We start from the raw sequence: 23,659 nt of genomic DNA, 5'->3' as shown, positions 1-23,659 counted from the left end.
CCTTTGGCGGCATTGACAACGCCGCTCTTGAATGGTCATGGTACCGCTATCAGAAGATTTCACAAGTCTCGGCGAAAGATCGGGAATGTCAGGAGAAGCCCGCGTGACCGCCCCCCGTCGACCGACCGCGGTCATCGCCCGTCGCGACCTGCTGCGCTGGAGCGCCGGGGTCTCCGCACTCGCTTTCCTGCCCGCCGCCGCCAGCACGCCGATCTATCGCGACCCGCGTGCGCCGGTCGACCTGCGCGTCCGCGACCTGCTGGGGCGGATGACGCTGGACGAGAAGGTCGCGCAGCTCATCACGCTGTCGACCACCAAGCGCGACGTGATGGACGACGCGCGCGCCTTTGCGCCGGGCAAGGCCGACACGGCCTATCCGCATGGCATCGGGCAGATCGCGCGGCCGTCGGATCGCGGCGGCGCGGCGACCGCGAACAACACCGGGACCGACGTGACCGGGCGGTGGCGCAAGCCCGCCGACACGATCGCGTTCGTCAATGCCGCGCAGGACTGGGCGAAGCGGACGCGGCTGGGCATTCCGATCCTGTTCCACGAGGAATCGCTGCACGGCTATATGGCGCCGGGCGCGACCAGCTTCCCGCAGGCGATCGCGATGGCGGGTTCGTTCGACCGCGAGCTGATGCAGCGGGTGCAGTCCGTGATCGGGCGCGAGGTGCGCGCACATGGCACGACGCTGGCGCTGTCGCCGGTGGTGGATATTGCGCGCGACCCGCGCTGGGGGCGGATCGAGGAGACGTTCGGCGAGGACCCGTATCTGTGCGGCGAGATGGGAGTCGCGGCGGTGAAGGGATTGCAGGGCGAGGGCAAAGAGCTGGCCCCGGGCAAGGTCCATGCCACCCTGAAGCACATGACTGGGCACGGTCAGCCGCAGGCCGGCAACAACGTCGCGCCCGCGCAGCTGGGCGAGCGCGAGTTGCGCGAGAGCTATTTCCCGCCGTTCCGCAAGGTGATCGAGCAGACCGGCATTACCGCCGTGATGCCGTCGTATAACGAGATCGACGGCGTGCCGAGCCATGCGAACCATTGGTTGCTCGGCAAGATCCTGCGCGGCGAGTGGGGCTTCGACGGCGCGGTGGTCAGCGATTATGCCGCGATCCCGGAGCTGGAGTATTTCCACCACGTCGCCGCTACCAAGGAGGGTGCGGCGAAGCTGGCGTTGGAGGCGGGGGTCGATTGCGATCTGCCCGATGGCGTCGCCTATCGCACGCTCGCGGATCAGGTGCGCGCCGGGCAGGTGCCGGTCGCGGCGATCGATCTGGCGTGCGCGCGGATGCTGACGATGAAGTTCCGCGCCGGGCTGTTCGAGGAGGCGAGGGTCGACCCGCGCGCCGCCGCGAAGCTGACCGCCAACGCGGAGGCGCTGGCGCTGGCGCGCGAGGCGGCGGGCAAGTCGATCGCGCTGCTGGTCAACGACGGGACGCTGCCGCTGACGCCGGGCGCGCAGAAGCGGGTGGCGGTGATCGGCCCCAATGCGGCGGTGGCCCGGCTGGGCGGCTATTCGTCGATCCCGACCGATCCCGTGTCGCTGCTCGACGGGGTGCGCGCGAAGCTGAAGGGGCGCGCGGAGGTGGTCCATGCACAGGGCGTGTTCATCACGCAGAGCGAGGACCGGTCCGCCAACGAGGTGCTGCTCGCCGATCCGGCGCGCAACCGGCAGTTGATCGCCGAGGCTGTCGAGGTCGCCAAGAACGCCGACGTGATCCTGCTCGCAATCGGCGACACCGAACAGACCAGCCGCGAAGGCTATGCCAGGACGCATCTGGGCGATCGTACCGACCTCGATCTGCTCGGCGAACAGAACGAGCTGTTCCGCGCGACGAAGGCGACCGGCAAGCCGGTAGTGGTCGTCGCGATCAACGGTCGCCCGCCGTCATGGCCGACGGTGGTGGCGGGCGCGAATGCGCTGGTCGAATGCTGGTACGCCGGGCAGCAGGGCGGGCACGCAATCGCCGACGTGTTGTTCGGTGACGTCAATCCGGGCGCGAAGCTGCCGGTGACGGTGGTGCGCGACGTCGGACAAGTGCCCTTCTATTACAACCACAAACCCTCGGCGCGGCGCGGTTACCTGTTCGACGACGACGCGCCGTTGTTCCCGTTCGGCTTCGGGCTCAGCTACACGACCTTCACTTTGTCGCCGCCGCGGCTGTCCGCGCCGCGCATCGCAGCCGCCGGGCAAGTGGTGGTCGAGGTGGATGTCGCCAACACCGGGCAGCGCCCGGGCGACGAGGTGGTGCAGCTCTATGTCCGCGACCAGGTGTCGTCGGTGGCGCGCCCGGTCAAGGAATTGAAGGAGTTCGCGCGCGTCACGCTGGCGCCGGGCGAGCGGAAGACGGTGCGCTTAACGCTCGGCCCCGAGGCGTTCCGCATGTGGGACGAGGATATGCGCGAGGTGGTAGAGCCGGGCCGCTTCGATATCATGACCGGCCCCAACAGCCGTGACGTGCAGACCATCACGCTCGACATCGCCTGAGAGAAACCATGCCGATCATCACCGACGCCCGCGTCATCATCACCTGTCCGGGGCGCAATTTCGTCACGCTGAAGATTATCTGCGATGACGGCACGACCGGGGTCGGCGACGCGACGCTCAATGGGCGCGAGCTGGCGGTCGCCGCCTATCTGTCCGAGCATGTCGTGCCGTGCCTGATCGGGCGCGACGCGCACCGGATCGAGGATATCTGGCAATATCTCTACAAGGGCGCGTACTGGCGGCGCGGGCCGGTGACGATGACCGCGATCGCGGCGGTCGACGTGGCGCTGTGGGATATCAAGGGCAAGCTCGCCGGGCTGCCGGTCTATCAGTTGCTGGGTGGCGCTGCCCGCGAGGCGTGCATGGTCTATGCGCACGCCAACGGCACCTCGATCGAGGACACGATCAACGTCGCGCTGGCCGAGCGCGAGAAGGGATACAAGGCGATCCGGCTGCAATGCGGGGTGCCGGGGCTCGCCTCCACCTATGGCGTCGCCAAGCCGGGGCAGCGCTACGAACCCGCCGATGCCGCGCTGCCCAGCGAGTCGGTATGGTCGACCGAGAAGTATCTGCGCGTTGTGCCCGAATTGTTCGCGGCGGCGCGCGAGGCGTTGGGGCCGGACGTGCACCTGCTCCACGACGTCCACCACCGGCTGACCCCGATCGAGGCGGGGCGGCTGGGGCGCGATCTGGAGCCGTATCGCCCGTTCTGGATCGAGGACCCGACCCCGGCGGAAAATCAGGACGCGTTCCGGCTGATCCGCCAGCACACCACGACGCCGATCGCGGTCGGCGAGGTGTTCAATTCGATCTGGGACTGCAAGGCGCTGATCGAACAGCAGTTGATCGATTATGTGCGCGCGACGATCGTCCATGCCGGGGGGATCACGCACCTGCGCCGGGTGGCGGCGCTCGCCGATCTTTATCAGGTCCGCACTGGCTGCCACGGCGCGACCGATCTGTCGCCGGTGACGATGGCGGCGGCGCTGCATTTCGGCCTGTCGATCCCGAACTTCGGGGTGCAGGAGCATATGCCGCACACCGCCGAGACCGACGCGGTGTTCCCGCATTCGTACCGCTTCGAGCAGGGCATGATGCATCCGGGGGATGCGCCGGGGCTGGGGGTCGATGTGGATGAAGAGCTGGCGGCGGGGTATGAGTACAAGCGCGCGTATCTGCCGGTGAACCGGCTGGAGGATGGCACGCTGTGGAGTTGGTGAGGGTGTTTCACTCACCCGTCATCCCGGCGAAGGCCGGGATCCACGGTTCCGCAGGAGCCAGCCTCGTTGTTCGTGCGGAGGGGTGGACCCCGGCCTGCGCCGGGGTGACGGAAGTATGAGAGGCAGGCGCATGAGCGACTTCACCGACGCTGCGCAGCATGCGCCCGAGGCCGCCATAGCCGAGGTCCCCCGGCCCAAGGGCCGCATCCGCTGGATCATCTGCGCGCTTTTGTTCGCGGCGGTGGTGCTGTCTTATGTCGACCGGCTGGTGCTGGGGGTGCTCAAGCCGCAGCTGACCGAACTCTACCACTGGACGAACACCGGCTACGGCGACGTCACCGGCTATTTTCAAGTCTTTTACGGAATCGGCTTCCTGATCTTCGGCTGGCTGATCGACCGTATGGGGCCGAAATACGGCTATCTGCTTGCGATGGGGAGCTGGACGCTCGGCCATTTCGCGCAGACGCTGGTCACCTCGACGACCGGCTTCGTGATCGCGCGCATCCCGCTCGCGTTCGGCGAGGCGGGGACCTATCCGTCGGCGCTCGCCGCGGCGTCGCAATGGTTTCCCAAGAAGGAGCGCGCGCTCGCGATCGGGATCTTCAACGCCGGGGCGAACGTCGGCGCGGTGGTCACGCCGTTGCTGATCGGGTTCATCGTCGCCGGGTTGCTGCTCGATTGGCGCTGGGCATTCATCATCACCGGGCTGTTCAACCTGGTGTGGCTGTTCGCGTGGTGGCGGCTGTACCACAAGCCCGCCGAGCATCCGCGGCTGACGATCGAGGAGCGCGCGTGGATCGAGACCGAGCCGGCGGTCGATCAGGGCCGCGCCGGCTTCCTGCGCGTGCTGCGGCATCGCGAGGCATGGGCGTATATGGCGGGGCGGTTCCTGATCGATCCGGTGTGGTGGACGTTCCTGTTCTGGCTGCCGGACTTCTTCAATAAACAATATGGCTATGATCTGAAGAGCTTCGGCCCGCCGCTCGTCGCGATCTACATCCTCGCCGATCTCGGCGCGATCGCGGGTGGCTGGTATTCGTCGCATCTGCTGAAGCGCGGCGTGGCGACGGGGCGCGCGCGCAAGCGGGCGATGTTCGCCTGCGCTTTGTTCGCGCTGCCGGTGATGTTCGCGGGGCAGGCGAGCAGCATCTGGATCGCGGTGACGCTGATCGGGCTGGCGTGCGCGGCGCATCAGGGCTTCTCGACCAATTTGTTTGCGTTGCCGGGCGATCAGTTTCCGCGCTTTGCGCAGGGGACGCTGATCGGGCTCGGGGGCTTCGCGGGCGCGGTCGGCGGATTCATCGCGTCCAAGTCGCTGGGGCTGCTGCTCGACACGGTGGGGAGCTATGGGCCGTTCTTCGTCGCGTGCGGGGTGGCGTATCTGGTGGCGTTGCTGGTGTTCCACGTGCTCAACCCGCGCTACCGCGACGTTCGTCTGACGCAGAGTGCTTGACGATCGATCGTATCTGTATGATACCGCTATCAATGGTACCCGGCGAAGACGTCGGGACCCGTCCGGTCAACCGGATCGTTCTTGGAGAGGAAGATGCGTCCGACCGTTCGGCATCGACAGGCCCGCGCCGTCGCGATTGCGAACGGCCGTGATCGTGGCCCGGACGCCCTCCTCCCCGACCGATTCTTCCCGTCTCCCGCTTTCTGCATCTGATGCGATAGGCGCGCCGATTTTCTCCCCTTTTTTCGGCGCGTCGACCCTCGGGCCGGTCTCTTCGTGAGGCCGGCCCTTCTTTCTTCTGGAGGGACCATGCGATCCTCGTTCGTGCTTGCCGCCGCATTGCTCGGCCTTGCCGCCACCCCCGCCGCCGCGCGCTCCTGTAGCTGGCAGGCGGCGTGGGCGTCGGCGCAGATGATCCCGCAGGGCGAGAACGTCCTCCCCGCCGACGCGCTGCGCGATGCGACGCTGCGGCAGGTGGTGCGGCCGTCGATCGGGGGCGCACGGGTGCGCGTGCGCTTCTCGAACGCCTTTGGGCGCGCGCCGCTGCGCATCGCCGCCGCGAGCATCGCGCGCTCGGCGGACCTTGCCAGCGCGCGGGTGACGCCGGGCAGCCTGCGCGCGCTGTCGTTCGGGGGGGCGCGCGACGTGGTCGTGCCGCCGGGCGCGGAATATTGGAGCGATGCGGTGACGTTGCCGGTCGCCGCGTTCGACGATCTGGCGGTCTCGGCCTATTTGCCCGTAGCGCCGGAGGGGCAGACCTCGCACCCCGGATCGCGCGCGACGTCGTGGATCGCGAAGGGCGATGCGACCGCGGCGACCGATCTGACGGGGGCGACCGGGACCGATCACTGGTTCCAGTTCTCCGGCATCGAGGTCGAGCGCTGCGCCGCGCCGAACGGGGTGGTGGCGTTCGGTGATTCGATCACCGATGGCTATGGCGTGAAGCCCAACACCAATGCGCGCTGGACCGACGGGCTGGCGCGGCGGCTGGCTGGCAAGGCGGCGGTGCTCAATCTCGGGATCGGGGGCAACCGCGTATTGCTCGACGGGCTGGGGCCGAATGCGATGGCGCGCTTCGACCGCGACGTGCTGGGGCAGGCGGGGGCGAAGCACCTGATCGTGCTGGAAGGCGTCAACGATATCGGCGTGTTGACCCGCGAGCAGCCCGTGACCCCTGAGGCGCATCGCGCGCTGGTGGCGGGGGTGACGGGGGCCTATGCGCAGATGGTGGCGCGCGCGCGGGCCAGGGGGATGACGGTGCATCTCGCGACGATCATGCCGTTTTCGAGCAACGCTTATTACCATCCCGGCGCCGCGAGCGAGGCGGATCGGCAGGCGATCAACGCGTGGATCCGTACGCCCGGCAACGCCGATCGCGTGATCGATTTCGACCGGCTGATGCGCGATCCGGCGCAGCCTGATCGCCTGCTCCCCGCCTATGACAGCGGCGACGGGCTGCACCCGAGCATTGCGGGGTATCGCGCGATGGCGGAAGGAATTTCGCTGGCGTCGCTGCGCTGATCGATGCTATTTGTCCGACTATATACCTGTCTTCTGTTCTGGAGCCTTCCTGCATGACCGCCCCCCACGATCCGACGAAGCTGCGCAGCCGTGCGTGGTTCGACAATCCGGCGAACATCGACATGACGGCGCTGTATCTGGAGCGCTATCTGAACTTCGGGCTGACGCTGGAGGAATTGCAGTCGGGTCGNCCGATCATCGGCATCGCGCAGACCGGCTCNGACCTNTCGCCNTGCAANCGCCACCATCTGGTGCTGGCGGAGCGGGTGCGCGAGGGCGTGCGCGAGATGGGCGGGATCGTGCTGGAATTCCCGGTGCATCCGATCCAGGAAACCGGCAAGCGCCCGACCGCCGGGCTCGACCGCAACCTGGCGTATCTCGGGCTGGTCGAGGTGCTCTACGGCTATCCGCTCGACGGCGTGGTGCTGACGATCGGCTGCGACAAGACCACCCCGGCGTGCCTGATGGCGGCGGCGACGGTCAACATTCCGGCGATCGCGCTGTCGGTCGGGCCGATGCTCAACGGCTGGCACAAGGGCGAGCGGACCGGCTCGGGCACGATTGTCTGGAAGGCGCGGCAATTGCTCGCGGCGGGCGAGATCGACGATGCCGAGTTCATCCGGCTGGTCGCGTCGTCGGCGCCGTCGACCGGCTATTGCAACACGATGGGCACCGCGACGACGATGAACTCGCTGGCCGAAGCGCTCGGCATGTCGCTGCCCGGCTCGGCGGCGATCCCGGCGCCGTATCGCGACCGGCAGGAGGTCGCGTACCTGACCGGCAAGCGGATCGTCGAGATGGTCGCCGAGGACCTCAAGCCCTCCGACATCCTGACCCGCGACGCGTTCCACAACGCGATCAAGGTCAATTCGGCGATCGGCGGGTCGACCAACGCGCCGATCCACCTCGCGGCACTCGCGCGCCACGTCGGGGTCGAGCTGCCAATCAAGGATTGGGAGGAGCAGGGCCACAAGGTGCCGCTGCTGGTCAATCTGCAGCCGGCCGGCGAGTATCTGGGCGAGGATTATTACCGCGCGGGCGGCGTCCCGGCGGTGGTCAACCAGCTGATGGAGCAGGGGCTGGTCGCCGAGGGCGCGCTGACCGTCAACGGCAAGACGATGGGCGACAATTGCCGCGGGGTCGCGATCGAGGACGAGAAGGTCATCCGTCCGTACGACGCGCCGCTGGTCGAGGAGGCCGGGTTCATCGTGCTGTCGGGTAATCTGTTCGACGCCGCGGTGATGAAGACCAGCGTCATTTCCCCTGAGTTCCGCGACCGTTACCTGTCGAACCCCAACGACCCCGAGGCGTTCGAGGGGCCGGCGGTGGTGTTCGACGGGCCGGAGGATTATCACGCGCGCATCGACGATCCGGCGACCGGCATCACGCCCGAGACGCTCTTGTTCATGCGCGGCGCGGGGCCGATCGGCTATCCGGGTGCGGCCGAGGTCGTCAACATGCGTCCGCCGGCGTATCTGATCACCGAGGGCGTCCACGCGCTGCCGTGCATCGGCGATGGGCGGCAATCGGGGACGAGCGGCTCGCCGTCGATCCTCAACGCCAGCCCCGAGGCGGCGGCGATGGGTGGGCTCGCGCTGCTCAAGACCGGCGACCGGGTGCGCGTCGATCTGGGCAAAGGGACGGCCAACGTGCTGATCTCCGACGACGAACTGGCCGAGCGCCGCGCGGCGCTGGAGGCGGCGGGGGGCTATGCCTATCCGGCCTCGCAAACGCCGTGGCAGGAGATCCAGCGCGCCGTGGTCGGGCAGATGAGCACCGGTGCAATCCTCGAAGGTGCGGAAAAGTACCAGCGCATCGCACAGACCAAGGGGCTGCCGCGCGACAACCATTGACGGATCGGTTCACGCGGAGGCGCGAAGGCGCGGAGGGTCTTCTCTCCGCGCCTTTTTTGTTCGCGCGGAGCACGCAGAGGACGCAGAGAGGGGGCGCCGCAGGCACGGCTCTCGGCCGCAACCGGGATGACGATGGTTGCTGCCGCGCACCGTGGCACAGCGCACCGCCTCTCCGCGTCCTTTGCGTGCTCTGCGCGAACTCAAGATTTCTCACGCGGAGGCGCGGAGGCGCGGAGGGTTGCTCGAGGAGTCTCTCCCGGCTGCGCCAGTAGCCCTTCACATCCTTGTAAGGAGCTGCACGATGCGTAGCCCCCGACCTCTCTGCGCCTCTGCGTCTCTGCGCGCATAAGACTGCTGCATGCGCAGCCGCGAGGACGCGGGGCAAGTGGCACGGTGTCGCCTGCTCGACAGCTTCATGTTCGCGGCGTCCTACGAATTGATCGCGCGCAGAGGCGCGGAGGCGCAGAGAGGGGGCGTTTGCCGCGCCGTGCCGCACATCATATTCGTCATTGCGAGCGTAGCGAAGCAATCCAGGGCGTCCTGATCCGGCTCTGGATTGCTTCGCTGCGCTCGCAATGACGGATGTGACTTCGTTTTGAACGTGCCTGCGGCAACGGGCGGAGCACCTCCGCGTCTCCGCGCCGCCGCGTGAACGAAAAAGGGCGGCCCGGCGAGGCCGCCCTTTCCGTTTCACATCAACCCGCAACGCTTACCGCGGCGAGGCCTCGCGCTTGCCGTCGAGGCGGCGGGCGATGCCCCAGGGGTTGGCGTCCGACACCGCGTCCGGCAGCAGGCTGGCGGGCAGGTTCTGGAGGCTGACCGGACGCAGGAAGCGGTAGATCGCGCCGGTGCCCACCGAGGTGGTGCGGCCGTCGCTGGTCGCCGGGAACGGGCCGCCGTGGACCATCGCCGGAGCGACCTCGACGCCGGTCGGCCAGCCGTTGACGAGGATGCGGCCGACGCGGTCGGCGAGCACCGGGATCAGCGACTTTGCCTCCGCCTCGTCCTCGGCGTCGATCTGGAGCGTCGCGGTCAGCTGGCCTTCGAGGCTGGCGATCACCTGCTTCAGCTCGGCGAGATCGCGGCACGCGACGACGATCGACGACGAACCGAACACCTCATGCCCCAGCGCGCGATCGGCGAGGAAGGCGGTGGCGTCGGTGCGGAACAGTGCGCCGACCGCCTGGTTGACGCCCTCGCCGACCTTGCCGCGTGCGACCGTCTTCACCGCCGCATGCGAGGCGAGTGCCTCGACGCCCTTTTCGAAGCTGGCGTGGATGCCGGGGGTAAGCATCGTGCTCGGCGCGCTCTCGGTCAGCGCCTGACCGGCCGCCTCGACGAACGCATCGAGCGCGGGGCCGGCGATCGCGAGAACGAGGCCGGGGTTGGTGCAGAACTGGCCCGCGCCCATCGTCAGCGACTGAACATAGGCCGGGGCGAGCGCCGCACCGCGTGCTTCGAGCGCGTGCGGCATGATGACGACCGGGTTGATCGCCGACATTTCGGCATAGACCGGGATCGGCTCGTCACGCTCGGCGGCGATCTTCATCAGCGCCATGCCGCCGCCGCGCGAGCCGGTGAAGCCGACCGCCTTGATGCGCGGATCGCGGACGATCGCGCCGCCCAGCTCGTTGGTTTCGCCGGGAAGATAGGATAAGACGCCCGCCGGCAGCCCGGCCTTCTCGACCGCCTTGGCGATCGCCCGCGCGACCAGCTCGCCGGTGCCCGGGTGCGCCGGGTGGCCCTTGACGACCACCGGGCAGCCCGCCGCGAGCGCCGAGGCGGTGTCGCCGCCCGCAACCGAGAAGGCGAGCGGGAAGTTCGACGCGCCGAACACCGCGACGGGGCCGAGCGCGACGTTCATGCGGCGCAGGTCGGGGCGCGGGAGCGGCTGGCGATCGGGCATGGCGGGATCGATCGTCGCGTCGAGCCAGTCGCCCTGACGCACGACGTTCGCGAACAGCTTCAGCTGACCCACGGTGCGGCCACGCTCGCCCTCAAGGCGCGCGCGCGGCAGGCCGCTTTCCTGCATCGCGCGGACGATCAGCTCGTCGCCGAGCGCGAGGATCTCGTCGGTGATGGCTTCGAGGAACGCGGCGCGCGTCTCGGGATCGGTCGCGCTGTAGGTCGGGAACGCCTCGGCGGCGAGCGCGGCGGCGGCGTCGACCGCGTCGGGGCCGGCGGAGGAGAAGTCCGGCGTCAGCGTTTCGCCGGTCGACGGATCGACCGAGGTGAACCGCTTGTCAGCCTGACGCGCCTCGGCGCCGATGAGCATCGCTCCGTCGATCATGATCGTCCTCGTGATGGGAATTAGTCGGACATTAGTTAGGCGGCGGGGGGCGGATTCGCAACCCTGCGGTGGCCGCTACGGCATCGCCTTTGTCGTGACGGGGCCGAAAATAGCGGCCTCCGGGCAGGGGCGGCAGCCGGATGTGAGCGGTTGGATGCTGCCCGGTGCCGCGTCGTTGCGTTTGGGAGCATTGGCCTCGCACACCCGTCATTTCCGCGGAGGCGGGAATCCAGATGCTCTGCGGTTTCGCCCCAATCGACGGACCTGCGCGTCTGGATTCCCGCCTTCGCGGGAATGACGATTTGAGGATCAGATGAAGCGGTTGACGAGGTTCTCGATCCGCTCCTGACGGCCCGAGCGCGGGCGCGGGTTGACGTCGGCGCTCTCGGCGAGGTCAGCGATCCCGGCGAGGTCGAGGCTCGACACCTTCTGGCCGAAGTCGGCATCCCAGCCGGCGTAGCGCTCCTGCTTGATCGCGTCGAGGCGACCGTCCTCGATCAGCGCGGCGGCGTTGAGCAAGCCCTTCGCCACGACGTCGATCCCGCCGACATGGCCGTAGAACAGGTCGACCGCGTCCATCGACTGGCGGCGGACCTTGGCGTCGAAGTTGAAGCCGCCGGTGGTGAAGCCGCCCGCGCGGAGGATTTCGAGCATCGCCAGCGTCAGTTCCTCGACCGAGTTCGGGAATTGATCGGTGTCCCAGCCGTTCTGATGATCGCCGCGGTTGGCGTCGATCGACCCGAAGATGCCCAGCGCGCCGGCCATCGCGATCTCATGTTCGAAGGTGTGGCCGGCCAGCGTGGCGTGGTTCGCCTCGATGTTGACCTTGACCTCGTTCTCCAGCCCGTACTTCTTGAGGAAGCCGTACACGGTGGCGGTGTCGAAGTCGTACTGGTGCTTGGTCGGCTCGTGCGGCTTCGGTTCGATCAGGATAGTGCCAGTGAAGCCGATCTTGTGCTTGTGCTCGACGACCAGCGACAGGAAGCGGCCGAGATTGTCCAGCTCGCGCTTCAGGTCGGTGTTGGCGAGCGTCTCGTAACCCTCGCGACCGCCCCACAGCACGTAATTCTGGCCGCCGAGGCGGTGCGTCGCCTCCAGCGCGTCGCGGACCTGCATCGCGCCGAACGCATAGACTTCCGGGTCCGGGTTGGTCGCGCCACCGGCGGCGAAGCGCGGGTTGCCGAACAGATTGGCGGTGCCCCACAGCAGCTTGCGGCCCGACGATGCCTGGAGCTTTTCCAGATGGTCGACCGCCTCGCCGAAGAAGCGGCGGTGCTCGGCGACGCTGTCGGCGTCGGCCATCACGTCGACGTCGTGGAAGCAGTAATAGGGGACGTCGAGCTTCGAGAAGAAGTCGAACGCCACTTCGCGCTTCTGTGCCGAGGCCGCGCTGTCGTTCGCGCCGGCATGCCACGGGCGGTTGAAGGTGCCGCCGCCGAACACGTCCGAGCCCGGCCAGCAGAAGGTGTGCCAGAAGCAGGCGGCGAAGCGGAGGTGGTCCTCCATGCGCTTGCCGAGCACGACCCGGTCCTTGTCGTAGAAACGATAGGCGAGTTCGTTGGTGGTTTCCGGCCCCTCATATTTGATCTGGGGGATGTCGGCGAAGAAGTCGGTGCTCACGGGCGTGCTCCTTTAGGGCTTGATGCGGGGATAGGCGGCGCGGAAGGCGGCGCGCTTGGGGGCGAGCCGGTCGACCAGCGTCGGGTCGGGGGTGATGACGTGGCTGATCGGCGGTGCGACGCAGACTTCGGCGGGGGTGCCGCCCTCGACCGCGAGCTGCGCGAGGCGGGCGGCGCCCATCGCCGGGCCGACCTCGCCGCCCTTCAGATAGGCGAGTTCGACCTCCAGCGCGGCGGCGAGCGTCTCACCCCAATAGCGCGAGCGTGCGCCGCCGCCGATCACCGACAGCCGCTCCACGCTCGTGCCGGATTCGCGCAGCACGCGGACGCCGTCGGCGAGCGCGAAGGCGACGCCTTCGAGCACCGCCTGCGCCATCCGCTCGGGGGTGCTGTCGTGATCGAGCTGGAGGAAGCCGCCGCGCACCTGCGCGTCGTTGTGCGGGGTGCGCTCGCCCGAGAGATAGGGGAGGAACAGTTCGGGGCCGCTCGCCGGGCCGGCGATTTCGGCGCGCGCGAACACGTCGGCGGCCCCCGCTGCGCCGATCAGCCGCGCCACCCAGTCGACGCAGACCGCCGCCGACAGATGCACCGCCATCTGGTGCCACATGCCCGGGATACAGTGGCAGAAGGCGTGGACCGCCGCCGCCGGATTGGCGCGGAGCGTGTCGGTCGCGACGAAGATCACGCCGGAGGTGCCGAGCGACAGCAGGGCATCGCCGTCGCGGACGACGCCGATCCCGGCCGCGCCCGCGGCATTGTCGCCGCCGCCGCCCGCGACGGGGACGGCGTCCATCCCCCAGCTGTCGGCGATTTCCTGTCGGAGCGTGCCGGTGACGTCGCTGCCCTCGACGGCGCGCGGCATCTGATCGCGGGTGAGGCCGGTCGCGGCGAGCAACTCGTCGCTCCAGTCGCGCTTCGCGACATCGAGCCAGAGCGTGCCGGCGGCGTCGGAGACGTCGGACGCCTTCTCGCCGGTCATGATCAGGCGGACGTGGTCCTTGGGGAGCAGGACGGTGCGGATCGCCGCGAAGGTTTCGGGTTCGTGATGCCTGACCCACAATAGCTTCGGCGCGGTGAAGCCGGGCATCGCGATGTTCGCGGCGATGTCGCGCAGCGCTGGGACGGTGCGTTCCAGTTCCTCGCACTCGGCGAAGGAGCGGCCGTCGTTCCACAGGATCGCGGGGCGCAACGGACGATCGTCGGCGCCGAGCAGCGTCGCGCCGTGCATCTGGCCGGCGATGCCGACGCCGCGCACCGCACGACGCACGTCGGCGGGGAGCGCGCGGACCGCGGCGTCGGTCGCCTGCCACCAGGCATCGGGGTCCTGTTCGGACCAGAGCGGGTGCGGGCGCTGGACGGTCAGCGCGGCGGTGGCCTGCGCGGCGATCGCGCCGTCACGGTCGATCACCACCGCCTTCACGCCCGAGGTGCCGATGTCGATGCCGAGGAACATGGGGGTCTTTCAAGATGAGTGCCCCGGCGGAGGCCGGGGCCCAGTGTCGGAGGTCGCGGGGAATGCGGCTGCGTTTCCCAACTGGGCCCCGGCCTTCGCCGGGGCACAAGCATCACTTCACGAAGGGATCGATCGTCTGGATCGTGCCGTCCGGGTTGTACTTCAGCTCGGTCATCTTGACGTTGCGCAGCCGCGTCTGACCCGACATCTGCGTGTCGGCGTAGAACAGCCACCATTTGCCCTTCCACTCGACGATGGAATGGTGGGTCGTCCAGCCCTCGACCGGCTGGAGGATGCGGCCCTTGTAGGTGAAGGGACCATAAGGCGAGTCACCGATCGCATAGACGAGGTAATGCGTGTCGCCGGTCGAATAGCTGAAGTAGTACTTGCCCTTGTACTTGTGCATCCACGACGCCTCGAAGAAGCGGCGATCGTGGTCGCCGCCGAGCAGCGGCTTGCCCTTTTCGTCGAGGATCACGACGTCGCGCGGCTTGCCGGCGAACGCCTTCATATCGGCGGCCATCGGCGCGACCTTGGCGGTCAGCGCGGGCTTGTCGTCGGCGCCGAGATCGGTCTTCGAGCCGTTCGGATCGTATTTGCCGGTGGTGTTGCGCTGGAGCTGCCCGCCCCAGATCCCGCCGAAATACATATAGCTCTTGCCATCGTCGTCGGTGAACACCGCGGGGTCGATCGAGAAGCTGCCCGCGATCGGCTGCGGATCGGCCTTGAAGGGCCCGACCGGCGATTTGGAGGTGGCGACGCCGATGCGGAACGCGCCCTGCCGGTCCTTGGCGGGGAAGTAGAGGAAATAGGTGCCGTTCTTATAGGCGGCGTCAGGCGCCCACATCTGCTTTTCGGCCCAGGGCACGTCCTTCACATCGAGCGCGACCGGATGCGCGGTCACCTTGCCGCCGGGTTCGTCCATGCTGAGCACGCGATAGTCGCGCATCTCGAAATGGCCGCCGAGATCGTCTTCCTTCGCGGAGCCGTCGATGTCGTGGCTGGGATAGACGTAGAGCTTGCCGTCGAAGACGTGCGCCGACGGATCGGCGGTGTAGAAGTCGGTGACCAGCGGCTGCGAAAGATAGCGGCGGCCGTCCTTTGCGCGCGGTGCGTCGGTGCCGGCGGCATTGGCGGTCGTGGTGTTGTCGGCGGTCGTCGTCCGGTCACCACAGGCGGCGAGCGGCAGCGCGGCAAACAGCGGCAACAGATAGGCACGGGACAGATAGTCACGGGTCGGGCGACGCATCGTTTCGGGCTCCTCTCAGGTCCAGTCGGCGGGTCTGCGCCCGCGCGTTACGCTATGAGGTAGCGCTACCATCATTGGTGCGCAACCGTTTTCGCATCAAAGCCCTTCGCCGCCCACCCATTGCGCGTTGGCGAGCCGCCGCGCCAGCGTCCAGTTCTGCTGGCGGATGTCGGGGACGGCGACGACTTCCCACAGCCCGCCGCGCGTCATCGGGCCGATCGCGTAAAGTTGTTCCGCGACCGCGCCGCTTGCATCGACCACCCGCGATTGCGCATCGACCTCCAGCCCGATGCGCAGCGCATCCGGGCGGATCATCTCCTGCGCGAGCAAATCGCGGAGCAGCGGTTCACCCGAGCGCAGCAGGTCGCCCTGCGGTCCGGTGCAGTTGACGATCCGCGCCGCGCGGACGCGGCGCGTTTCGTTGTCGCCGCGCGGCCGCCACTCGAGCAGCGCCTGCGCGCCGTCAGCGGTGGCGGCGACCAGCTTGCCCGCCACCACCTCCAGACGGCCGGCGGCGACCAGCGCGTCGATGCGGTCGGCGACCGCCGGCGCGAGGCGATGGCGGTGCACGTCCCACCACGGGCGCAGATGGCGAAGGAAGCGTGCGCGGGTCGCCGCATCCGCCGCGCCCCACATCAGCTGCGTGATCGGGCGCAACGTATCGACCGCCGCCCGCCAGCCGATCGTGGCGCTGCGCTGGCGGACATGGCGCAGCAACGCCGACAATGTCGCCGCGGGGCGTTCGGACAGGCCGGGCTGCGGCGGCGTATCGGCGTGGCGGCGCGGCGCGAGCCCGCGCCGCGACAGCGCGACGATCCGACCACGGAACCCGCTCGCATCGAGGAGCAGCGCCGCGTCGACCGCGGTCAGCCCGCTGCCGACCAGCACGACGGCGTCGTCGTCGCGCAAACCCTCCGCGATGTCGCCTGCCCACGGGTCGCCGCGATAGCAGCCCGGCGGCAGCACGTCGGGGTCGATCCCCGGCGGGGTATGCGGCGGCAGGTTCCCGAGCGCGAGCACCATCGTGTCCGATGCCAGCGTGCCACCACCCGCCAGCGTGGCGACATAGCCGGTCGCGACCGGCGCGATCGCGCGCACTTCGTCCTCGATCAGCGTCAGGCGGTGCGGGTGCGCGGCGGCGGCCTGTTCGAGCATCTCGCGCAGATAGCGGCCGTACACCCGGCGCGGCACGAACGTGGTGCGGTCACCGAGCGCATTGTGCGTCAGCCAGCGGACGAAATGATCGGGATCGTCGGGCAGCGCGCTCATGTTGGCGGCGCGGACGTTGAGCAGATGCTCCTCGTGCGCGGCGCTGTAGGCGACGCCGCGGCCGAGCTGCGCCGGACGCCGCTCGATCAGCGTCGCACGCGGCCCATCGTGGCGGAGCAGGTTGATGGCGAGCAGCGCGCCCGAAAAGCCGCCGCCGACGATTGCGACATGGCGGATCATCGCTGCCCCGCCCGGCGCGAGAAACGGTTCGACGCTATCATCCCGATCGACCCTGTGCCATGCCGCCGCTCATGACGACATTGCGCCTATCGAATGAACCACGGGCATTGGGCAAGAGCGGGATCGCGGTTTCGCCGCTCGCCTGGGGCATGTGGCGGCTGGCGGGTGATGACGTCGCGGCGGTGCGCGCGCTGATCGAGGCGGCGCTGGGGGCGGGGATCACGCTGTTCGACACCGCCGACATCTATGGCTGCGACGTGCCCGCCGGGTTCGGTTCGGCGGAGGCGCTGTTCGGGCGCGCGCTGGCGGAAGATCGGGCCTTGCGCGACCGGATGGTGATCGCGACCAAGGGAGGGATCCGCCCCGGGATTCCGTACAACAGCAGCCGTGATTATCTGTCGGCGGCGCTCGACGATTCGCTGCGGCGAATGGGGGTGGAGACGGTCGATCTCTACCAGATCCACCGTCGCGACCTGTTGACGCATCCGCAGGAAGTGGCGGGGGCGCTCGACGCGATGGTGGCGAGCGGGAAGGTGCGCGCGATCGGCGTATCGAACCATGCGCCCGCCGAGTTCGACGCGTTGCAGGCGTTCCTCGACCAGCCGATCGTCGCGACGCAGCCGGAGTTTTCCGCGCTGCACGCCGCGCCGCTGTTCGACGGAACGCTCGATCATGCCATGACGCACGACCTTGCGGTGCTGGCCTGGTCGCCGCTCGGTGGCGGACGGCTGACCGACGCAGCGCATCCCGCGGGCGCGTTGCTCGCCGAACATGGCGCGACGTACGGCGTCGACGCGGCGACGGCGGCGCTGGCGTGGGTGATGGCGCATCCGGCCCGGATCATCCCGATCGTCGGATCGCAGACCCCCGAGCGGATCGCGGCAGCCGCCGGTGCGTACCGGGTCGAATGGACGCGATCGCAATGGTATGCGGTGCTTCAGGCGGGGATGGGTACGAAGCTGCCGTAGCTTGCTTCGCGATGTGGTATCGCTAACACAGGCGGCGCGAAGCTGCGGGCGGCAGGATCGGAGAGGATGGCGGACGTGTTGATGACGCAGGCGATGCGCTGGTTCGGGCCGCGCGATCCGGTTCCGCTGGCGCATATCCGGCAGGCCGGCGCCAGCGAGGTCGTTACCGCGCTTCACCACATCCCCAATGGCGACGTCTGGCCGCGCGAGGAAATCGCCGCGCAGCGCGCGATGATCGAGGCTGCCGGGCTCGGCTGGACCACGGTCGAGAGCGTGCCGGTGCACGAGGCGATCAAGACCGCCGAGGCCGAACGCGATCGGTTGATCGACCAGTATATCACCACCCTGCGCCATCTGGCGGCGGAGGGGATCACCATCGTCACCTATAATTTCATGCCGTTGCTCGACTGGACCCGCACCGATCTGGCGTGGGCGCTGCCCGACGGCGCGCGTGCGCTGCGGTTCGAGCTGGATGCGGTGGCGGCGTACGATCTCCACCTGCTCAGGCGTCCGGGTGCCGAGGCGGATTATGGTGCCGACACGATCGAGCGTGCCGCGCGGCGCTTCGCCGCGATGGACGACGAGGCGAAGCTGCGGCTGGAGCGGACGATCATCGCCGGGCTGCCGGGCAGCGAGGAGAGCTTCACCTCCGCGCAATTCCTCGACGCGATCCATGATTATGCCGACACCGGGCCCGACGAGCTGCGCGCCAATCACCATGCGTTCATGGCGGCGATCTGCCCGGTCGCGGAGGAGCTGGGCATTCGGATGGTCGTCCACCCCGACGATCCGCCGTTCGCGATCTTTGGCCTGCCGCGCGTCGTCAGCACCGAGGCGGACGTGACCGCGCTGTTCGAGGCGGTGCCGAGCGCTGCGAATGGCCTGTGCTTCTGCACTGGCTCGTTCGGGGTGCGCGCCGACAACGATCTGCCCGGCATGGTTCGGCGGCTGGGGGAGCGGATCGGGTTCCTGCATCTGCGCAGCGTGCAGCGCGAACCCGATGGCGCGTTCCACGAGGCCGCGCATCTGGAGGGTAGCGGCGACCTGACCGCGGTGATGGCCGAGGTGGTGGCGTTGCAGCGCCGCGAGGGGCGCTCGATCGTGATGCGTCCCGATCACGGCCACCAGATGCTCGACGATCTGACCAAGGTGACGAACCCCGGTTACTCGCTGCTCGGGCGGATGCGCGGGCTTGCCGAGCTGCGCGGACTGGAACGCGGACTGACGTTTATGGGAGCGAACTGACGATGACACGACCGCTCGAACTGCACCCCGACCGGCTGTTCCCCGCCGATCCGACGACCCGCGACATTGCGCGGACGCTCTATGCCGAGATCGGCGCGCTGCCGATCGTCAGCCCGCACGGCCACACCGACCCGACATGGTTCGCGACCGATGCGAAATGGGACAATGCGACGACGCTGCTGCTCGCGCCCGATCATTATGTGTTTCGGATGCTCTATTCGCAGGGCGTCGCGCTCGACGATCTGCGGATTCCGCATCGCGGCGGCGTGCCCGCCACCGATCCGCGCGCGGCGTGGAAGCTGTTCGCATCGCACTACGGGCTGTTCCGCGGCACGCCGTCGCGGCTGTGGCTCGATCACGTCTTCGCCGAGGTGTTCGGGTTCGACGTGCGGCTGGATGCCGACACCGCCGACCTGTACTTCGACACGATCAACGAGCGGCTGGCGGGCGACGATTTCCGCCCGCGCGCGCTGTTCGAGCGGTTCCGCATCGACTTCCTCGCCACCACCGAGGGCGCGCACGACAGCCTCGATGCGCATCATGCAATCCGCGCCTCCGGCTGGCACGGCCGCGTCGTCACCACCTATCGCCCCGATGGCGTGATCGATGTCGAGCATGAGCAGTTCAAGGGTGCGATGGCGACCTTCGCCGCGTTGACCGGCGAGGACGTCCATAGCTGGTCGGGGTATCTGGCGGCGCACCGCAAGCGTCGCGCCGACTTCCGCGCCGCCGGGGCGACCGCGACCGACCACGGCCACGCCACCGCACAGACCGCCAACCTGTCGACCGCCGAATGCGAGGCGCTGTTCGCGAAGATCGTCGGCGGGACTTGGGATGCCGCCGATGCCGAGCTGTTCCGCGCGCAGATGCTCACCGAAATGGCGAAGATGAGCGTCGCGGATGGAATGGTGATGCAGATCCACCCCGGATCGTATCGCAATCACAATGCCGGGCTGTTCGCGAGCCACGGGCGCGACAAGGGCGCCGACATCCCGGTGCGCACCGAATATACGCGCGCGCTGCAACCGATGCTCGACGTGGTCGGCAACGAGCGCGACCTGACGATCATCCTCTTCACGCTCGACGAGAGCGTCTATGCGCGCGAGCTGGCGCCGATGGCCGGCCATTATCCGTGCCTGAAGCTGGGGCCGGCGTGGTGGTTCCACGATTCGCCCGAGGGGATGCGCCGCTATCGCGAGCTGACCACCGAGACCGCGGGCTTCTACAACACCGTCGGCTTCAACGACGATACGCGCGCCTTCCTGTCGATCCCGGCGCGGCACGATGTCGCGCGGCGCGTCGATTGCGCGTTCCTTGCGCGGCTGGTCGCCGAGCATCGCATCGAGGATTGGGAAGCGGTCGAGCTGGCGCATGAGCTGACCGACGGGCTGGTGCGCAAGGCGTACAAGCTGTGAGGCTGTCGGACGCAACCCGCGCGTCACTGCCCGGCGATGTGGCGCAGCCCGGCTATGCGCGGACCGAGCAAGCGCGCGGGATCGTGCATCTGGGTATCGGCGCGTTCCACCGCGCGCATCAGGCGGTCTATACCGACGATGCGATGGCGGCTGGCGACCGCGACTGGGCGATCACCGGCGTGTCGCTGCGCTCGCGACAGGTGCACGAGCAGCTCGCTTCGCAGGATGGGCTGTACACGGTCGCGACCCGCGATGCGGAGGGCGAGCAGCTGCGGCTGATCGGGGCGGTGCGCGAGGTGCTGGTCGCGCCGGATGCGCCGGACGCGGTGGCGGCAGCGCTGGCCGCGCCCGCGACGCGCATCGTGACGCTGACCGTCACCGAAAAGGGCTACCATCGGTTGCCGGGTGGCGGGATCAACACTGGCTCGGTCGAGGCGGCGGGTGGCACGATCTACCATTATCTGTCGCAGGCGGTGCGCGAGCGGCACGCCGCGGGCGCGGGGCCGATGACGCTGGTCAGCTGCGACAACATGACCGACAACGGCCATGTGCTCCGCGATGGTGTGGCGGCGTTGCTCGACGGCGCGGCGCGTGAGTGGTTCGAGCGGGAGTGGGCGTGCCCTTCGACGATGGTCGACCGGATCGTCCCGGCCACCACGCCCGCCGATCTCGACGGGATCGCAGCGCGACTTGGGCAGCGCGACGAGGGCGCAGTGGTGACCGAGCCGTTCCGGCAATGGGTGATCGAGGATCGCTTCGCGACGGATCGCCCGCGCTGGAATGTCGGCGGCGCGCAGTTCGTCGCCGACGTGCGGCCGTATGAGACCGCCAAGCTGCGGATGCTCAACGGCGCGCATTCGGCGCTCGCCTATCTCGGGCTCGGCGCGGGGCATGAGTTCGTGCATCAGGCGATCGCCGACCCAGCGGTGCGCCCGATCGTCGAGCGGTTGATGCGCGACGAGGCCGCGGCGAGCCTCGACGCCGCGCCGGGGCAGGATTTGCGCGGCTATGCCGATGCCCTGCTGGCGCGCTTCGCCAACCCGTCGCTGGCGCACCGGCTGGCGCAGATCGCCACCGACGGGTCGCAGAAGGTCGGGCCGCGCTGGCTGGAGGCGCTGACGGTCAATCGTGGGCGCGGGGTCGAAACGTCGGCGACGCTGACCGCGTTGGCGGCGTGGCTGCGGCATCTGCGCGGGCAGGCGGGGCCGATCAACGATCCGATGGCGGGCGAGCTGGCGGCGTTGTGGGCTGCCAACGATACGCGCGGCATGATCGACGCGCTGTTCGGCACGGGCGGCAGGTTCGCCGGGCGCTGGCAGGCCGAAGATGCCGAACGCGCAACGCTGGTCGATTTGGTGGAGCGGGGTTGATGGGCAAGTTTCTGGCGTTCGGCGAGGTCATGCTCCGGCTGTCGCCGCCGGGGCGCGAATTGCTGATGCAGACGCCGCGCTTCGATGTGTGGGTCGCGGGTGCGGAGGCGAACGTCGTCACGCAGCTCGCCAAGCTCGGCCATGACGTCGGTATGGCCAGCCGCGTGCCCGACAACGACCTCGGGCAGAGCGCGATCACGGCCTTGCGCGGGCATGGCGTCGACGTGCGGCACTTGCAGACCGGCGGCGAGCGGATGGGGCTGTATTTCGTGACCTCAGGCGCGGGGATGCGCGCGACCGAGGTGATCTACGATCGCGCCGGCTCGTCGTTCGCCGAAGCGCCGGTGAGTGCGTGGGATTGGGACGCGATCCTCGACGGCGTGACGCGGCTGCATCTGTCGGGGATCACCCCGGCGCTGGGGCCGGTGCCCGCGGAGAGCGCTTGTCGCGCGGCCGAGGCGGCGAGCGCGCGCGGGGTCGCGGTGTCGTTCGACGGCAATTGGCGCGGCAAATTGTGGGCGCGCTGGGATAGCGATCCGCGCAGCATCCTGACTCGGATCGTCGAGCATGCCGATCTGATGTTCGGCAACCACCGCGACATCGCGCTGCTGCTCGGGCGCGACGATTTCGGTGGCGAGGGCGAGGATCGGCGGCGCGCAGCGGCGGAGGCGGCGTTCGCGCGCTTTCCGAGGCTGATGACGATCGCCTCGACGGCGCGGCATGTCGAGCATGTCGATCTCAACCGGCTGTCGGCGCGGATCGACACGCGCGACGACCATGCGCAGACGCCCGAGACGGTGCTGGCGGGGATCGTCGACCGGATCGGCGGCGGCGATGCGTTCGCGGCCGGGGTGCTGCATGCCTTGCTGCGCGTTCAGGGGATCGCGGCGGCGGCGGAGACGGGGCTGGCGCTGGCGGCGCTGAAGCATTCGCTGCCGGGGGATGCCGCGCTGTTCCGGCAGGGGGATGTCGATGCGTTCCTTGCCGGCGGGCTGGATGTGCGGCGGTAGGGTTGGCGCTGTCATCCCGGACTTGATCCGGGATCATGCTTCGTCTTCTCCGTGGGCCGAGAAGAAGCGGGGCCCCGGATCAAGTCCGGGGCGACAGGGGTAGGGGAGGGCCCGCGCCACCCCGCATGCCGTCGCCCCTGCGCAGGCAGGGGCCTATTGCTGTGTCGTCACGCGCTTGCGTTGACACATAGGCGGCGGTGGCCGTGTCAGATGGTCGGTCAGCACGCGACAGACATGGGCCCCTGCCTTCGCAGGGGCGACGGAGAATTTGGGGACGGGGCGTCCGAAGCTGCGCCTCCTCCTTACAAAAGGCGGTGACTACCGCCCGATCATGGCCTCGGCGCGCCCGACCTCGTGCGCCGCAACCTGATGCGTCACGCGCAGGAACAGCCGCTGCGCCTGCCGCCACGCGGTCGTCTCACGCGTAACGTGGCGGTCGCGGTGGCCGGCGATCAGGCGGCTGCCCCAGCTTTCGACTGCCGCATCGATTTGGCCGGCGTCGCCCTGCGGCGAGATCACGATCGACGGGAAGGGCAGGGGCGCGGTCGGGGAGGCGAACAGGTCGGTGTCGCCGTCGCGCGTCACCTCCGCCCCGCGCGGTGCGAACAGCAACGCGCCCGCGATCTTCGACACGTAGTCGCTCGGCGACAGCCGGCCCCACCACGCGCTCGCCGCGCAGCCGATCCCGTCCGCCACCAAGAGCACCGGGCGATCCGCCGCGCAGACCGCCTGATCGACGCGCGCCGCCCAGATCTTGCGTTCGGCGCGCGAGCGGGCGGCGATCGGGATCGTGCGCGGGTCGTTGGCGGGCCAGCCGAACATCGTCCGCCACGTCGGCTCGCTCTGTCGCGCGTCGGAGATCGCAACGATCGAGAAAGGGGCGAAGCGGTCGTTGGCGGCAATGGCGAACATGGCTGTGGCTCCCGGGTGGCGCGGACCGTCGTCGTGGCTGAGGGTGACGATGGTACGCGAGTCGCGCGGGAAGGGGAGTCTAGTTGGGCTTTTGCGCGGTGAGGCTGGGGTTTGTCGGGGTGAGGTGAGGGGCGCGGCCGT

Annotated in this window: 16 protein-coding genes; 10 read left to right on the top strand and 6 right to left on the bottom strand. The window is 68.9% G+C overall.

The features are described from left to right. The first annotated feature begins 85 nt into the window (after window positions 1-85). The 5 genes from SPHPH_RS0110525 (at window position 86) to SPHPH_RS0110505 (ending at window position 8,538) form a co-directional block, all read left to right on the top strand. Window positions 86-2,491, top strand: a complete 2,406-nt coding sequence (locus SPHPH_RS0110525) for a glycoside hydrolase family 3 N-terminal domain-containing protein (protein WP_051272962.1) — start codon at window positions 86-88, stop codon at window positions 2,489-2,491. Window positions 2,492-2,499: 8 nt separating this feature from the next. Then, window positions 2,500-3,711 (top strand): D-mannonate dehydratase ManD, encoded by a 1,212-nt coding sequence (gene manD / locus SPHPH_RS0110520; RefSeq protein WP_028966657.1) that lies wholly within the window; start codon window positions 2,500-2,502, stop codon window positions 3,709-3,711. 130 nt (window positions 3,712-3,841) lie between these two features. Continuing rightward, a complete protein-coding gene (locus SPHPH_RS0110515; RefSeq protein WP_051272961.1) occupies window positions 3,842-5,164 on the top strand; it encodes an MFS transporter in 1,323 nt (440 codons plus the stop codon). Window positions 5,165-5,473: 309 nt separating this feature from the next. Next, window positions 5,474-6,685, top strand: a complete 1,212-nt coding sequence (locus tag SPHPH_RS0110510) for an SGNH/GDSL hydrolase family protein (protein ID WP_028966655.1) — start codon at window positions 5,474-5,476, stop codon at window positions 6,683-6,685. 53 nt (window positions 6,686-6,738) lie between these two features. Beyond that, window positions 6,739-8,538, top strand: a complete 1,800-nt coding sequence (locus SPHPH_RS0110505) for an IlvD/Edd family dehydratase (RefSeq protein ID WP_028966654.1) — start codon at window positions 6,739-6,741, stop codon at window positions 8,536-8,538. A gap of 709 nt (window positions 8,539-9,247) precedes the next feature. Here the strand turns inward: SPHPH_RS0110505 and SPHPH_RS0110495 are convergent. From SPHPH_RS0110495 to SPHPH_RS0110475, 5 genes are all read right to left on the bottom strand, one after another. Beyond that, window positions 9,248-10,828, bottom strand: a complete 1,581-nt coding sequence (locus tag SPHPH_RS0110495) for an aldehyde dehydrogenase (NADP(+)) (RefSeq protein WP_028966652.1) — start codon at window positions 10,826-10,828, stop codon at window positions 9,248-9,250. A 309-nt stretch (window positions 10,829-11,137) separates the two neighbouring features. Continuing rightward, a complete protein-coding gene (gene xylA, locus SPHPH_RS0110490; RefSeq protein ID WP_028966651.1) occupies window positions 11,138-12,448 on the bottom strand; it encodes a xylose isomerase in 1,311 nt (436 codons plus the stop codon). Window positions 12,449-12,460: 12 nt separating this feature from the next. After that, entirely contained in the window at window positions 12,461-13,900 is a 1,440-nt protein-coding gene (gene xylB / locus SPHPH_RS0110485; RefSeq protein ID WP_028966650.1) for a xylulokinase, read from the bottom strand. 112 nt (window positions 13,901-14,012) lie between these two features. Beyond that, the gene (locus tag SPHPH_RS0110480) at window positions 14,013-15,149 is read right to left on the bottom strand and encodes a glycoside hydrolase family 43 protein (RefSeq protein WP_081668596.1); all 1,137 of its coding nucleotides are present in this window, start codon (window positions 15,147-15,149) and stop codon (window positions 14,013-14,015) included. Window positions 15,150-15,245: 96 nt separating this feature from the next. Beyond that, the gene (locus SPHPH_RS0110475; protein WP_028966648.1) at window positions 15,246-16,598 is read right to left on the bottom strand and encodes an FAD/NAD(P)-binding protein; all 1,353 of its coding nucleotides are present in this window, start codon (window positions 16,596-16,598) and stop codon (window positions 15,246-15,248) included. A gap of 71 nt (window positions 16,599-16,669) precedes the next feature. Here SPHPH_RS0110475 and SPHPH_RS0110470 point away from each other — a divergent pair, with 71 nt between their 5' ends. From SPHPH_RS0110470 to SPHPH_RS0110450, 5 genes are all read left to right on the top strand, one after another. Beyond that, entirely contained in the window at window positions 16,670-17,566 is an 897-nt protein-coding gene (locus tag SPHPH_RS0110470; protein ID WP_028966647.1) for an aldo/keto reductase, read from the top strand. Between the two features lie 66 nt (window positions 17,567-17,632). Further along, window positions 17,633-18,811 carry a mannonate dehydratase gene (uxuA, locus tag SPHPH_RS0110465; RefSeq protein ID WP_028966646.1) on the top strand — a complete coding sequence of 393 codons (1,179 nt, stop codon included), beginning with the start codon at window positions 17,633-17,635 and terminating at the stop codon, window positions 18,809-18,811. A gap of 2 nt (window positions 18,812-18,813) precedes the next feature. Then, entirely contained in the window at window positions 18,814-20,226 is a 1,413-nt protein-coding gene (gene uxaC, locus SPHPH_RS0110460; RefSeq protein ID WP_028966645.1) for a glucuronate isomerase, read from the top strand. After that, entirely contained in the window at window positions 20,223-21,596 is a 1,374-nt protein-coding gene (locus SPHPH_RS19465; protein ID WP_051272960.1) for a mannitol dehydrogenase family protein, read from the top strand. Before uxaC ends, SPHPH_RS19465 begins: the two co-directional genes overlap by 4 nt. Further along, window positions 21,596-22,606 (top strand): sugar kinase, encoded by a 1,011-nt coding sequence (locus SPHPH_RS0110450; RefSeq protein WP_028966644.1) that lies wholly within the window; start codon window positions 21,596-21,598, stop codon window positions 22,604-22,606. Before SPHPH_RS19465 ends, SPHPH_RS0110450 begins: the two co-directional genes overlap by 1 nt. A 318-nt stretch (window positions 22,607-22,924) precedes the next feature. On the opposite strand, the gene SPHPH_RS20465 is transcribed toward SPHPH_RS0110450, so the two are convergent. Continuing rightward, window positions 22,925-23,518 carry an alpha/beta hydrolase gene (locus tag SPHPH_RS20465; RefSeq protein WP_051272959.1) on the bottom strand — a complete coding sequence of 198 codons (594 nt, stop codon included), beginning with the start codon at window positions 23,516-23,518 and terminating at the stop codon, window positions 22,925-22,927. Window positions 23,519-23,659 lie beyond the last annotated feature (141 nt).

It is taken from the genome of Sphingomonas phyllosphaerae FA2 (assembly GCF_000427645.1).
GTDB lineage: Bacteria > Pseudomonadota > Alphaproteobacteria > Sphingomonadales > Sphingomonadaceae > Sphingomonas > Sphingomonas phyllosphaerae.
Note: the sequence above shows the minus strand (reverse complement) of the source record. Positions and strands in the feature narration are given on the sequence as shown.